Genomic DNA, 13,645 nt, shown 5'->3' on the forward strand with positions numbered 1-13,645 from the left:
AGGTTGACTTTCAGTAAGGGATGAGATGATGGAGACGACGACGGCGACGGGCGGTTTGGTCTACGGCATCCGGCTTCGGCGGGAGGTTGAGTACCGCTACGTTGGTATCACGACCAAGACGGCCAGTCGTCGTTTCCGTCAGCACCTCCGCGTTGCTGCAGAGGGGCGCAAGACGCCGTTCTACGACTGGGTCCGGAAACAGAATCCCTCGGATCTCATCGCGGACGAGCTGGACTGGGTTGAGGGGTTGCAGGAGCTGGGCCAGGCCGAGATGGATTGGATCAGCTATCTGCGTCGCGAGGGGGATCGGCTACTGAACCTGTCGGAAGGTGGCATGGGACCGACCGGGGTGGTGTGGACCGAGGAGATGCGGGAGGCCGCGCGAATCCGGAACACCGGGCGGAAGGGGTTGAGCCGACCCGGCGCTGCAAATCCTTTCTACGGTGGAAAGCACAGTGACGAGCAGCGCAAGAAGTGGGAAGTTACTCGCAAGGGAACGAACTCCGGCGCTCACAATCCGAACTTCGGCAAGTTCGGGGCGGACCACCCGAGCTTTGGCCACAAAATGAGCGAGGAATCCCGGAAGGCTCTTTCGGAAGCCAGGAAGGGCACGGGGAATCCCAACTTCGGTAAGAAGCTAAGCGCTGAGACCCGTGCGAAAATATCCGCGGCTCAGAAGGGCAAGCCGAAGCCCATCAGCCAGCGCAGTGCACACACCAGGCACCATACAAATAAAGGCATCGAGAAAGCCGACTGCAACTATTGCGTCGAGGACTCGGCCAAACCAAGTCTCTCTTCAGAAAGCGAGTCGGAGTCATGACAGAAAAAGTGAAGCTTCTCACCCACGTTCAGGCCATCAACTGGAACCGCATCCAGGACGACAAGGACGTTGACGTCTGGAACCGCCTGGTCAACAACTTCTGGCTGCCGGAGAAGGTGCCGCTGTCCAACGACGTCCAGTCGTGGAACACGCTGACCCCGGCTGAGCAGCAGCTCACCATGCGCGTCTTCACCGGCCTGACCCTGCTGGACACCATCCAGGGCACCGTCGGCGCCGTCTCGCTGATCCCGGACGCGCTCACCCCGCATGAAGAGGCCGTCTACACGAATATCGCGTTCATGGAGTCGGTGCACGCCAAGAGCTACTCGTCCATCTTCTCCACCCTGGCCTCCACCAAGGAGATCGACGAGGCGTTCCGCTGGTCCACCGAGAACGAGAACCTTCAGAAGAAGGCCCAGATCGTCATGGACTACTACCAGGGCGACGACCCGCTGAAGCGCAAGGTTGCCTCAACGCTGCTGGAGAGCTTCCTGTTCTACTCCGGCTTCTACCTGCCGATGTACTGGTCCTCGCGGGCCAAGCTGACGAACACGGCCGACCTGATCCGCCTGATCATCCGCGACGAGGCCGTGCACGGCTACTACATCGGCTACAAGTTCCAGCGCGCCCTGGAGACCGTTTCCGAGGAGCGCCGGCAGGAGATCAAGGACTACACCTTCGAGCTGCTCTTCGAGCTGTACGAAAACGAGGTCCAGTACACGCACGACCTGTACGACGGCGTCGGCCTGGCCGAGGACGTCAAGAAGTTCCTGCATTACAACGCCAACAAGGCCCTGATGAACCTGGGCTACGAGGCCATGTTCCCGGCATCCGTCACCGATGTGAACCCTGCCATCCTCTCGGCCCTGTCGCCGAACGCGGACGAGAACCACGACTTCTTCTCCGGGTCGGGTTCGAGTTACGTGATTGGCAAGGCTGTTAATACCGAGGATGACGACTGGGACTTCTAGGTTGTTGTGAGATCGGAAGCTAGTTGGCGATTTGAGAACTAGTTGGCGAACGAGTCCTGGATCGTTGGCGAAAAACTGGCCTAGTTGGCGGTACCACCAGGAGCCAGATTCAGAGCAGATTGACCCAGAGTCCCCTTGACTTCGATAAACGAGCACCATCTAGTTGCCATCCGGGCTGCCAACTAGATGGTGCTTGTTCAGAAACTCTGTCGTCGGTCAGCTTCGGTACGTGCTTGATGGGTTACCGATCATCGGGTGCAGCTGATGCGTAGAGCGGAAACAGCTTTGACGGAGGTTGGGACTTTCTAATGAGCGTGACGACCGCGGCCACTATGCGGAGGACGTCGTAAGGGCGCCTATCAAGGCGTAAAGAAGCAGGCCGATCGAAATCACGGTAAAGATCGCCACCGTGGTCCGTCCTCGGAAAGGCTGGCCATCGGATGACCGTTTGGAACGTGCGTAGAGCATGCTGCCTCCAAGAATGAGCAAGCCTGCAAACAGCGGTATCAAGGGCCAATAGGTCATCGAGCTACCTCCTGCGTGGGCGCTCGGGAGCGAGCACAGGATGATCATCGACTACGTTTGTCGCTTGGGGCAATAACTGAACCCAATACTTTCGCAAACAACGAGGACTATTCACGGTCAGTAGCATCGTGCGTGGACCTGGATCAGGCCGTCTTAGTGGCCCTGAATGAGGTTGACATAGTCAGTGGGAGTTGGGTTCAGCGGTCTTTTCGGAGTACAGGCATCGGGCACGCTAGTCGATCGGGGTAGTTGTGCTCTTTCCGCTCGGGGCTCGGGACGAGCCCCGCCTGGAGCGCCGCGGATCCGGTCAGCCCAGCCAGCGCCACCAGCGTGACTGCCCCGGTTCCGGCGTCGCTTCCGGCTCCGGCTCCTCGCCCAAAGCCAGCGCGGCCTCGACGATGTCGTCCGTGGTGAGCGTCATGACGGCCTCACGATCGAGCGCGTCCAGACTTTGTTCCTCGTCGAGCGACAGCCGCAGGGCCTGGCGGTTGAGCGCCTGCTCGAACAGCGTGCGGGCGAACCGCGCGTTGCCGGAGTCCTCGCCCGCGTGGAGCCCGGCGAGGATGCGGCGCAACATCTGGTCCCCACCCGGCTCCAGCGTGTACTCGTGCTGGGCCAGCATCTGGTGGAAGATCGTCTGGAGTGCGTCGACGGAGTAGTCGGGGAACGTTATCTCGCGGGCGAAACGGGAGCGCAGTCCGGGGTTCGAGAGCAGGAAGGACTCCATCAGCTGCGGGTACCCGGCCACGATCACGACCAGGCGGTGGCGGTGGTCCTCCATCCGCTTAAGCAGGACCTCGATCGCCTCGGGGCCGAAGTCCATCCGGCCGTCCTCCGGGGCCAGCGCGTAGGCCTCGTCGATGAACAGGACGCCGTCCAGCGCACGCCGAATCACTCTGTCCGTCTTGATGGCGGTCGCGCCGACGTACTGCCCCACCAGCCCCGAACGGTCGACCTCGACCAGATGGCCTTTCTGCAGCAGACCGACCGCGCGGTACATCTCGGCCAGGAGCCGCGCCACGGTGGTCTTGCCCGTGCCCGGATTTCCGAGGAACACCAGATGCTGTGATGTGGCCACCTCCGGCAGGCCGTGCGCCTTACGGCGGGCCTGGACCTGGAGCAATGCGACGAGGGCCCGCACCTGTTCCTTCACGGTCTCTAGTCCGACCAGCGCGTCGAGTTCGGCCTGCACCTCGGACAGCGGCCGGGCCGGCCCGGGCCTCGGACCGATGAGATCGCCGACCAGCTCGTCAACGCGCTCGGACCCGGGCAGCTTGAACTGATCGGCGAGATGGCCGATGGTTTCACGCAGGTCGTCGAGCGGATTGCGGCTGGCAGCCATGCATCCACTGTAGTACTCAATTCCCGACCGCGGCGTCCCGCCCCGAGCTGAATTGGCGCTGACTAGACTGCCTGGCCCACCCGGTGTGCAGCGGCTTCGGAAAGGATAGGGGAGGGCTTAAACCCCTTGAACGTCAGGTATAGCCCGAGGGACAGTTCCCAAAGGAAGATGGGCAGGGTCGCCACCGCGGACAGGACGGAAACCTGGTTGTTCAGGCCGAACATGCTGAGGATCGCCGACAGAAGCAGCAGTGGGGCCCCGATCAGTCCCAGGATGGGGATAACCCGCGGTACGAGCCGGGATCGGAACAGAAGGTAACCCAGCAGCAACGCGTTGACGGCCGGGATAGTCCCAGGTCCCACCAGGAACGTAGCATTCCGGACGGCCACAAGTGCCTGGCCGGCACTGAATAGTGACCCCGGATCCGCTCCGGCGGTTCCGCTCTGCCTCAGCGACACCACCGCCAACAGGCTAACAACGCCGATAGCGATGACGGCGGCTTCGAACAACCGCGCGGTGACAAAGCCAAGCGCCACGCTCTCGTTCTGCCGCTTGACCACCGGGAACAGGGCCACTGCGGTGCCCACGCAGGCGAAGGCGTTGATCAAATCAAGAAGGCATCCCCAGACCACGCTTGTGTCGTTGCCGGCGCTGACCACGTAGTCCGCATGATTCAACACGGGCTCCAAAAGGAAAACTGCAGGAATGGAGCTCGCGAAAGTAACGAGGTAGAACACTCCCGCAGTGAGCGCGGTCTTCCTGGTTGACTCCAATGTCACTCTTTCCATGGGATGGTTCGTGCGGCTGGCCATAGCCTAGCGAGCCCCCACCGTAGCGCCGCCCTTTAGTGCGAGCAGTGCCAGCCCGAGCATCTCGATCCCGGTCCACACGAGCGTCCCGCCCCAAAATTCGGGGGAGAAGCTGAGCGCCCCGTCGTGGAGCGCCACACCCGCGAAGTAGGCCGCCCAGAACACAACGGGAGAGAGGGCCACTGCGGTCAGGAGCCTTCCGGGGCGGTCCGGAGCGGGGCGCGCCACCGCCCACACCACACCTACAAGCACGGAACCCACGATGGCGGCCGGCACGAGCCAGGCGTCTCGCATCGCCACCATGAGCTGCATCCCCAGTGAGGGGACCAACACGAGAGCTGCCGGCACTATGGGGTGCAGCCGCCACCGTAGCGACAGCAAGAGGACCGGCACGAAGAGCACCACCGTGGAGACGAAGAAGGATCCCAAGGCGACCAAGATGCTCGACGACGTCGGGACCGTCACGCCGGGCTGGCCGCCGGCCGCGCCAACGTACGTCTGCACGAGCCCATGGCGAGCGAAGACCGCGAACTCCTGCAGGATGAACGCCGCGACCATCCCGGAGAGCAAGGCACTCACGACGGCGGGTACCAGTTCCCGCCGTGACCTGGCGGGCGTGCGCAACGCCGCGGAAAACGGCGCGCTGAGGATGAGGAGACCGCCCGCCGCGAGCCCCAAATGGGACGGGCTGAACAGCGCCTTGAGGCTCTGCTCAATACCGAACACGGAATGCCAGGCGAAGTCGGCCACCCCGGAGCCGAGGAAAAGCACGACCCCGACTGCCGCGGCCCCGTAGCCGGCCGGGACCGCTTCCGTCCACCGCGCGCCCGGGACGTGCCGGCGCCAGGTCAGAGCGGCGATCCAGAGGGCGCAGACCGCGAAGCCGGAGTACAACAGCGCATGCCACGGCGTGAAGAACGTCTCGAGGTCATGGAGATTGTTGTGCGCCCAGCCGTCCACGTAGGTCCCGGTAAGGAGCCAAACCCCGGCTGCGAGGGTTACGAAGTCTTCGGCGACCGTGGTGGGGCGGTGAACCGATACCGGCGAAATAGCAAAAGCATTAGCTGCTGCGGCGTCCATGGGTCCACAGTAGATCTCGCCGCCTTTCAGGACGAGAGGTAATCGCTGCTGCGGGGCGGTCAAGCAGGCATGCGATCAACAGCGGTGCCTCAGAATGCGTAGCGGATCCGGCAGTAGGGCGTGATCTCGGCAATGAGGTCCGTCAGCTGCTGCACGTAGCCGGCCTTGGCTCCTGACCGGTACCGGACGTTGGTGAAGCCGTTGGAGGACACCTTCGACTCCTGGAGGTCCGGACGCCAAAGCACGTTCTCCGCCTGGGGATGCCAGCCCAGATTGACCTCGTGGAGGCGCTCATTGTGGGTCAGGAAGATGACTTCTGCCGCGAGCTGGGCCTTCGCGGCGGCCGTCAGGGTGGCATCGAGCTGACGGAGCAGCTGCTCCCAGTCGCTGAGCCAGGTGCCCGTGATGACGACGGGGGAGAAGTTGACGTGCACCTCGTACCCGGCGTCGACGAAGTCGTTGATGGCAGCCATCCGTTCAGCTACCGGGGAGGTCCGGACGTCGATCGACTTAGCCAGGGCCGCAGGCATCAGCGAGAACCGGATCCTGGTGTGGCCGCCGTGGTCCCAGCCGAGCATGGCGGGGTTCACGTATTTGGTGGCAAAGGACAACTTCGCTGTGGGCAGGTCGCGGAAGAGCGTGACCAGATCTTCCACGTTGTCGCTGATCAGGGCGTCGACGGAGCAGTCACTGTTCTCGCCGATGTCGTACACCCAGAGCTGCGGGTCGCACTGGTTGGGCTCCAGCTTGATGCCCTGGCGGGTGGCGTGCCGCTCGAGCGCCCGGGCAATCTGGTCGATGTTCGCGAACACGGTGACCGGGTTGCTGTACCCCTTATGCCGGGGCACGTAGCAGTAGGCGCACGCCATGGCACACCCGTTCGCGGTGGAGGGAGCGATAAAGTCTGCCGACCTGCCGTTCGGCTTGACCGTCAGGGCTTTCTTGACCCCGAGGACCAGGGCCTCGGTCTTGATCCGGGACCAGCGCGGCACGTTCGTTTCATCCCCGTGCAGTTCCGGGATGTTCCAATGGCTATCGACAAGGACGACGTCGGCTTTCGGCCAGCGGTCGACGATTTCCCGGCCTCGGGGAAGCTCCAGTGCGGCAGCCTGCGCGTAGATGCGCTGGATCTGCAACAGGCGGTTGAATTCCATGGGCTTATTCCTTCAGGGCCGGAGATGCAGCTAGGGCACACCTTTGCCAGTAATGGTAAGTATGCTTGCTAACTAGTGAACTTACCGCAAAGTGATATCGCAGACTATGAGGCAGGCAAGAATGCAGCAAACCACGTATGACGTCGTGATCGTCGGCGGGGGAGCGGCGGGGCTTAGCGCCGCGGTGGCCCTCTGCCGATCCCTGCGGTCCGTGCTGGTCGTTGATGCAGGAGCTCCGCGGAACGGCCGCTCGGCTGGTGTCCATGGCTTCCTCTCCCGGGAAGGAACGGCACCCGCTGACCTCCTGGCGGCTGGCCGTGAGGAGGTCCTGGCCTATGGCGGTGAGATCACCACGGGAAAGGCCGTTTCGGCCAGCGGCGGGCCGGACGGCTTTACCGTGCTCCTAGAAGACGGCCGGACGATCGCCTCACGGCGGTTGCTTATCGCCTCCGGTTTCGAGGACGAGCTTCCCGAAGTTCCCGGTGTCGAGGAGCGCTGGGGTCGGGACGTAATGCACTGCCCGTACTGTCACGGGTGGGAAATCCGGCACCAGGCAATCGGGGTCCTTGCCACCGAACCGACAGCTGTCCAGGAAGCGCTGCTGCTGCGGCAGTGGAGCGATAACGTGACCCTGTTCCAGCACACCCTGCCGGCGCCAACTGCCGAGGAACTTGAACAGCTCGACGCGCGGTCAGTGGAGGTCGTGGAAGGCGAAGTAAAGTCGCTGCAAATCCTGAAGGACGCCCTGGCCGGAATAGTCCTGCACTCCGGGGACTTCGTTCCCTGCGAGGCTCTTCACGTCAGCCCCCGGGCAAAGACCCGGTCACCGCTTATCCGTTCGTTGGGGCTGCAGGACGAGGCAGCGGGCAGCGCAACTGCGCAGTACCTCAAGACCGATGCGGACGGACAAACGGCCGTCTCAGGAGTATGGGCGGCAGGGAACGTCACAGACCCGACTGCCCAGGTGGCCACGGCGGCTGCAGCCGGCGTCAAAGCCGCCTCAGCAATCAATGCGGACCTAGTGGCAGAAGACGTTCGAAGGGCGGTCGCCGCTGCAAGGCAGCAGGCACCTTCCTGACCGGCGCTTACGTCCGGGATGCTCCCCGGCGGCTGCTGGCAGCGCCCTGCTGCTTGGATTTTGAACTTCGACGGCGCGGTGACCCGCCATGACAGCTGGAAATAGCAACAATATGTGAGCGTTGACTTTCACTTGGCCGAGGTCTCCGCGGCCCGCGTCGGGCCACATGTGAGACGTAACCAGCGAGAGGAAACCACATGACATGCAGCGGCTGCACGGCATCGTCAAAGCTCGACATCGATTTCAGCATGGCCTTCCAGCCGATTTACGACGCCGCTGTCGGCCGGGTATGGGGTTATGAGGCGCTGGTCAGAGGCCGGTCGGGCGAGGGCGCTTATGAGGTCCTGTCAAAGATCTCGCCGGAGCAGAAGTACCGCTTCGACCAAGACTGCCGTGTCAAGGCAATTGAACTGGCTTCGCGCTTGTTCCCTGTTGGGGAGGAGTTGAAGCTGTCGATCAACTTCATGCCGAACGCTGTTTACGAACCGGCAGCCTGTCTTCGCGCCACGCTGCTCGCAGCCGCGCGCTGCAGCTTCCCGACGTCGGCAATTATGTTCGAGTTCACGGAAAACGAAGAGGTCTCGGACACGACCCACCTTACGAACATCATCACCGAGTACCGCAAGCATGGTTTCACCACCGCCATCGACGACTTTGGTGCCGGTCATGCGGGGCTGGGGCTTCTGGTCGAGTTCCAGCCGGACTTGATCAAGATCGACATGAAGCTCATCCGGGGCATTGATACCAGCCCGGCCCGCGAGGCCGTCGTTGCTGGCATTGTCGGTATCGCCAGGGAGCTGGACATCACGGTACTCGCAGAAGGGATCGAGACCGAGGCGGAATTCTTGGTTCTGAAGGCCGCCGGCATCCGACTGTTCCAGGGGTATTGGTTTGCGAAGCCGGCATTCGAGCAGCTGCCGCAGGTAGCGTCACCGGTGCCGCTGGGCGTTTAGTTTTCGGACCCGCGCGGCAACCACGGCTCAACCGGTCACACGGACGCCGCCCACTGCGCCCGTCCATGGCGTATCGCCCGGGCCGGCTAGCACCAGATGCGCGAAAACATAGCCCTGCTGAAGTGACAGGACGACGTGGGTGGTGGCCCCCCGACAGGACAGGGCCAGCTCAACCGGCTGAAAGGGGGCGCCCGGGTGCTCCTGCCCGACCGACACCTTCGCGCTGGCAGCACCAACGCAGGCCGCCGTGACGGTGTACTGCCCGGCAACGGGTACCTCCGCAGTGGCGCCAAAGCCCCGGACCGGACCGTCCAATGGCCCCTCATCAAAAAGGAGGACCGGTCCCGGTATCGCCTTTAGAAGCCTGTCCAGTGCACGGTAATTTCTGACCTCGCGCTCTAAAACCACGGGATCGACATACGGAGGCGGCAACCCTGCCCCCGATGACGGACCAGATGATGGACCTGGTGTTGAGGGCTGCGGCGTCTCCGCTTTCTCTGTGAAGGTGTGCACCGGCTCAAGCGACTCGTAAGCGCATGCGGCGGTTCCGCTCAGGGAAACCATGAGGCACGCGGCGAAGCCAAACCGGCACGACCTGCCCTTGATTCCCACTCTTTCATGGTGGGCAAGCGGGCACAGCAAAGCAACTAATGTGCAGGATATTTTGTGGAGGAGTACCGCGGCATGAGCCGGGAAGCGGTAAACGTACCCCATGGCGCCGTGCTGGCCCTCGACAGAAAGCGCTGGCCGAAGGGCGGAAGCCCGACGTAGGCCTGCTTCCGCTCCTGTTTTCGGCGGGCTCAGCCCATCGACGCCAGGAGATCAGCGCACGCCTGCTCGCAGCGCCGGCACGCCTCGGCGCAGACACGGCAGTGCTCGTGCATGCTTGCATGCTGGCCGCACTCATCGGCGCACGCCTTGCACGCGGTGCGGCAGGCCTCGAGGACAGCGCGGGTGAGGTTCGCGTCATACCCGGTGTGCCGCGACAACACCTTGCCGGTCGCGGCGCAGATGTCCGCGCAATCCAGATTGGTCCGGATGCACTTGGTCAGATCGGCGACCATGTCCTCGCTCAGGCATGCATCGGCGCACGCTGTGCAGGTCTGCGCGCACTCGAAGCAGGCCGCAATGCAGGCTGCAAGCTTCTCTCGGTCCACGCCGCCCAAATCCTTCGGGTAGGTCTCAAGCATGGAGGTGATATGGCTCATCGACTTGCTCCTTCTTCTCTGAATTTGGCTACGGGAGATGACCCGGCTGTAATAAACAGTAGCCTTACTAATTCAGGTGGGAAAGCCGGGAGGCGGTGTGCTTAAGCCGCAGGTCTTAGTCCGCGGCCGCGAGCTGGCCGCAGGCGCCGTCGATCTCCTTGCCCCGGGTGTCGCGCAGGGTGCAGGGCACGCCCGCGGCACGGAGCCGCTCGATGAACTCCTGCGCCACCGGCTTCTCCGAGGCGGTCCAGATGGATCCCGGGGTCGGGTTCAGCGGGATCGGGTTCACATGCACCCAGCCGCGGCCGCGCTGGTTCAGCTTTTTCGCCAGCAGGTCTGCGCGCCACGCGTGATCATTCATGTCCTTGATCAGCGCGTACTCGATGCTGACCCGGCGGCCGGTCTTGCGGTAGTACTCGTAGGCGGCATCGATCGCCTCGTCGACCTTCCAACGGTTGTTCACCGGGATGAGCTCGTCGCGGAGTTCGTCGTCGGGCGCGTGCAGGGACAGCGCGAAGGTGACCGGCAGGTTCTCGTCCGCAAGCTTGCGGATGGCCGGGACGAGGCCGACGGTGGAGACCGTGATGTTCCGGGCGGACATACCTAGGCCCTCGGGCGAGGGGTCAATGAAGCGGTGGAGGGCGCCCATCACGCGCTTGTAGTTGGCCAGCGGCTCACCCATGCCCATGAAGACGATATTGGTGACCCGTTCGTCGTCGTGCTCCTTCGGGCCCAGCTCGCCGGCGGCGATCGCGCGGTTCGCGGCGACGACCTGGTCGACGATCTCCGCGGTGGACATGTTGCGGGTCAGCCCGGCCTGACCGGTTGCGCAGAAGGGGCAGTTCATCCCGCAGCCGGCCTGCGAGGAAACGCACAGGGTGATCCGGCCGGGGTAGCGCATGAGTACTGACTCGACCAGCGCGCCGTCGAAAAGCCGCCAGAGGAACTTGATGGTGTCCCCGTTGTCGGTGCGGAGGCGGCGGACCTCGGTGAGCAGCGGGGGGAACATCTGGGAGACGAGTTCCTCACGGCCGGCCTTGGGCAGGTCGCTCATGGCTTCCGGGTCCGTGGTCCAGTGCTGGAAGTAATGCGTGGAGAGCTGCTTGGCCCGGAAGGCAGGGACGCCAAGCTCTTTGAGCTTCGCGGCGCGCTCGGCCAGGGTGAGGTCGGCCAGATGCGCCGGCGGCTGCTTGACCCGCGGGGAAGCGAACTGGAGCACGGGCCGGCCCTCGACCGTACGCGCCTGCTCCCAGCCCTCGGCTGTCGGGCGGATCTGCGGGCGGGCGGTCTCGGCGGCGTCGTCGCTCTTTCGGCGGGCGCGGACGGGAGCATCGGAGGAAGGGGTGGGGGAAGTCATCCCTCCCATCATCCCATGCCGGTTTTCACTTGGGGGAATCGGTGCCCTATGATCATGCTCCCGCCCGCACGCCGTCGAGGTGCCTCTGCGTGCGGCCTCAGTACCCCGCGACCGCGTGCGGGACGTAGGGGCTTTCCAGTTCTGCCTTTTCCTCAGGGGTGAGGGTCAGGTCAAGCGAGGCGACGGCGTCCTCGAGATGGGCCGGCTTGCTCGCCCCGACAATCGGCGCGCTGACCACGTTGTTGGAGCGGACCCAGGCCAGCGCCACCTGGGCGCGGGGCACGCCGCGGCGTTCGGCGATGACGCGCACGGCGTCGGCGACTGCCCGGTCGCTTTCTTCGGTGGTGTAGAGCGTCTTGCCGAACTCGTCCTTCTCAGAACGGTTGGTTTTCTCGTCCCAGTCCCGGGTGAGCTTCCCGCGGGCGAGCGGGCTCCAGGGCAGCACGCCGATCTTCTGGTCCGCGCACAAGGGGAACATCTCGCGTTCCTCCTCCCGGTAGACCAGGTTGTAGTGGTCCTGCATCGTGACGAAACGGGTCCAGCCGTTGAGCGTTTGCAGGTAGAGCGCTTTGCTGAACTGCCAGGCAGCCATCGAGGAAGCGCCGATGTAACGGACCTTGCCGGCTTTGACGACGTCGTGGAGGGCTTCGAGCGTCTCTTCGATCGGGGTGGCGGGGTCCCACCGGTGTATCTGGTAGAGATCCACGTAGTCCGTCCCCAGCCGGGTCAGGCTGGCGTCGAGTTCCGCGAAGATGGCCTTGCGCGAGAGGCCCCGCCCGTTCGGGCCCTGCCGCATGGCGCCGTGCACCTTGGTGGCGATGATGGTCTCGTCCCGCCGGGTGAATTCGGCGAGCGCCCGGCCCACGATTTCCTCGCTGGAGCCGTTGGAGTAGACGTTGGCGGTGTCGAAGAAGTTGATGCCTGCTTCTATGGCCTGACGGATCAGCGGCCGGCTCTCCTCCTCCGGCAGGGTCCACGGATGCGGGCCCCGCTCCGGGTCTCCGTACGTCATGCACCCCAGTGCCAGCGGTGAGATGTCCATTCCTGTGTTGCCGAGCTTGATGTATTCCACGTTTCGTCCTCCGTCAAAACAGCCACTGTCGCGGGCCAGGCTGCGGCCCTTGCCGACAACGTTATGCGAAGGACGGTGTTCCGGGGCGCAGACGGGGTGTCCCGGCGGCGCCGAAGCAGGTCGTCGAAAGTGGGCGGCGAAGCAAGGCGGCAAAGCATGTCGTCAAGGAAGGTGAGGGGGACGACGTCGTCACCAGCCGCCGCGGGTTGGCGTATGTCCCTTTCGCGCATCCTCGGGCATGGGCATTTCGGCACGGAGGCCGAGGAGCCGGATGGGACGGCCTGCCTCGATTTCGGCTGCAAGGTCCAAAGACCGGGCCTGGACTTCGTTCCGGTCGAACGTCTCCGGGATCTTCCGGGCGTGCGTCTTGGTGACAAACGGCGCGTAGCGAACCTTCAAGGTGAGTCCAATGACAGGCCGCCCTTCGGCTACGACATCCTCCAGAACCCGCGCTGCGAGCTCCCGCACGGCGTCGTCCACCTGGGCGGGTTCGGTGAGGTCCTGCTGGAAGGTTGTCTCCCGGCTGTGGCCGCGGGCAACCCACGGGGTGTCGTCAACAACCCTGGTGCCCTCCCCGCGTCCGAGCTCCGCGTACCAGGGGCCCATCCTGGGGCCGAACTCCGGAACCAGCTCCTGGGGGTCGGTGGCGGCGAGGTCGGCGACGGTCATGAGCCCGAGCTTGGCCAGCCGCCCCGATATTTTCGTCCCGACGCCCCACAGTTCCCGGGTCGGCCGACCGCCCATGACCTCGAGCCAGTTCCCGGCGGTGAGCCGGAAGACTCCGGCCGGCTTGCCGAAACCCGTGGCTACCTTTGCCCGCACCAAGGTATCGCCGATGCCCACGCTGCAGTGCAACTGCGTCTTTTCCAGGACGGCGGCCTGCACCTGCCTGGCGTAGGCTTCCGGGTCTTCTGACTCGATGCCGACAAAGGCTTCGTCCCAGCCCAGCACCTGCACGGTGGCGTCGGGCTGCGCCCGCAGGGTGGCCATCACAGTTTCCGACGCCGCGAGGTAGGCCTCGTGGTCGACGGGCAGGATCACGGCGTCGGGCACTTTCCGGGCCGCAACGCGTAACGGCATGCCGGAGCCGACGCCGAACGCCCTGGCTTCGTAGGAGGCGGTGGACACCACAGCCCGTTCCGTGGGATCGCCGCGGCCACCGACAATGATCGGCTTGCCCGCGAGTTCGGGCCGCCGGAGTACTTCGACGGCGGCGATGAACTGGTCGAGGTCGACATGCAGCACCCACGGAGTTCCGCTCACGCCCCCAGTCTGC

General features: G+C 64.2%; 12 protein-coding genes. 4 read left to right on the forward strand and 8 right to left on the reverse strand.

The genetic code is table 11. From position 1 onward, the window contains the following. Positions 1 to 25: 25 nt before the first annotated feature. Positions 26 to 820, forward strand: coding sequence for an NUMOD3 domain-containing DNA-binding protein (locus QFZ61_RS11025; protein ID WP_307035956.1), 795 nt, complete (start codon positions 26 to 28; stop codon positions 818 to 820). Next, positions 817 to 1,791 (forward strand): class 1b ribonucleoside-diphosphate reductase subunit beta, encoded by a 975-nt coding sequence (nrdF, locus tag QFZ61_RS11030; protein ID WP_307035958.1) that lies wholly within the window; start codon positions 817 to 819, stop codon positions 1,789 to 1,791. The genes QFZ61_RS11025 and nrdF overlap by 4 nt, the downstream gene beginning before the upstream one ends. 832 nt (positions 1,792 to 2,623) lie before the next feature. Here the strand turns inward: nrdF and QFZ61_RS11035 are convergent. The 4 genes from QFZ61_RS11035 to QFZ61_RS11050 form a co-directional block, all read right to left on the reverse strand. Further along, positions 2,624 to 3,658, reverse strand: coding sequence for an AAA family ATPase (locus QFZ61_RS11035; RefSeq protein ID WP_307035960.1), 1,035 nt, complete (start codon positions 3,656 to 3,658; stop codon positions 2,624 to 2,626). A 62-nt stretch (positions 3,659 to 3,720) separates the two neighbouring features. Next, on the reverse strand, positions 3,721 to 4,470 hold the full coding sequence (locus QFZ61_RS11040) for a DUF4386 domain-containing protein (protein ID WP_307035962.1): 750 nt from the start codon (positions 4,468 to 4,470) through the stop codon (positions 3,721 to 3,723). 3 nt (positions 4,471 to 4,473) lie between these two features. Further along, complete coding sequence (locus tag QFZ61_RS11045) at positions 4,474 to 5,547, reverse strand: hypothetical protein (RefSeq protein ID WP_307035964.1); 1,074 nt, start codon at positions 5,545 to 5,547, stop codon at positions 4,474 to 4,476. Between the two features lie 89 nt (positions 5,548 to 5,636). After that, on the reverse strand, positions 5,637 to 6,701 hold the full coding sequence (locus QFZ61_RS11050) for a spore photoproduct lyase family protein (protein ID WP_307035966.1): 1,065 nt from the start codon (positions 6,699 to 6,701) through the stop codon (positions 5,637 to 5,639). Between the two features lie 121 nt (positions 6,702 to 6,822). Here QFZ61_RS11050 and QFZ61_RS11055 point away from each other — a divergent pair, with 121 nt between their 5' ends. Then, complete coding sequence (locus QFZ61_RS11055) at positions 6,823 to 7,779, forward strand: NAD(P)/FAD-dependent oxidoreductase (RefSeq protein ID WP_307035968.1); 957 nt, start codon at positions 6,823 to 6,825, stop codon at positions 7,777 to 7,779. Between the two features lie 197 nt (positions 7,780 to 7,976). Beyond that, a complete protein-coding gene (locus QFZ61_RS11060) occupies positions 7,977 to 8,732 on the forward strand; it encodes an EAL domain-containing protein (protein ID WP_307035970.1) in 756 nt (251 codons plus the stop codon). Between the two features lie 800 nt (positions 8,733 to 9,532). Here QFZ61_RS11060 and QFZ61_RS11065 read toward each other — a convergent pair. The 4 genes from QFZ61_RS11065 to QFZ61_RS11080 all read right to left on the reverse strand — a co-directional run bounded on the left by QFZ61_RS11065 (position 9,533) and on the right by QFZ61_RS11080 (position 13,614). Continuing rightward, positions 9,533 to 9,940: a four-helix bundle copper-binding protein gene (locus QFZ61_RS11065; RefSeq protein WP_307035972.1), complete on the reverse strand. Its 408-nt coding sequence runs from the start codon at positions 9,938 to 9,940 to the stop codon at positions 9,533 to 9,535. A gap of 115 nt (positions 9,941 to 10,055) precedes the next feature. Beyond that, positions 10,056 to 11,297 carry a 23S rRNA (adenine(2503)-C(2))-methyltransferase RlmN gene (gene rlmN, locus QFZ61_RS11070; protein ID WP_307035974.1) on the reverse strand — a complete coding sequence of 414 codons (1,242 nt, stop codon included), beginning with the start codon at positions 11,295 to 11,297 and terminating at the stop codon, positions 10,056 to 10,058. Positions 11,298 to 11,394: 97 nt separating this feature from the next. Next, the gene (locus QFZ61_RS11075) at positions 11,395 to 12,369 is read right to left on the reverse strand and encodes an aldo/keto reductase (RefSeq protein WP_307035977.1); all 975 of its coding nucleotides are present in this window, start codon (positions 12,367 to 12,369) and stop codon (positions 11,395 to 11,397) included. A 189-nt stretch (positions 12,370 to 12,558) separates the two neighbouring features. After that, positions 12,559 to 13,614, reverse strand: a complete 1,056-nt coding sequence (locus tag QFZ61_RS11080) for a DNA polymerase IV (protein ID WP_307038136.1) — start codon at positions 13,612 to 13,614, stop codon at positions 12,559 to 12,561. Positions 13,615 to 13,645 lie beyond the last annotated feature (31 nt).

Source organism: Arthrobacter sp. B3I4 (assembly GCF_030816855.1).
In the GTDB taxonomy this organism is placed as follows: Bacteria; Actinomycetota; Actinomycetes; order Actinomycetales; family Micrococcaceae; genus Arthrobacter.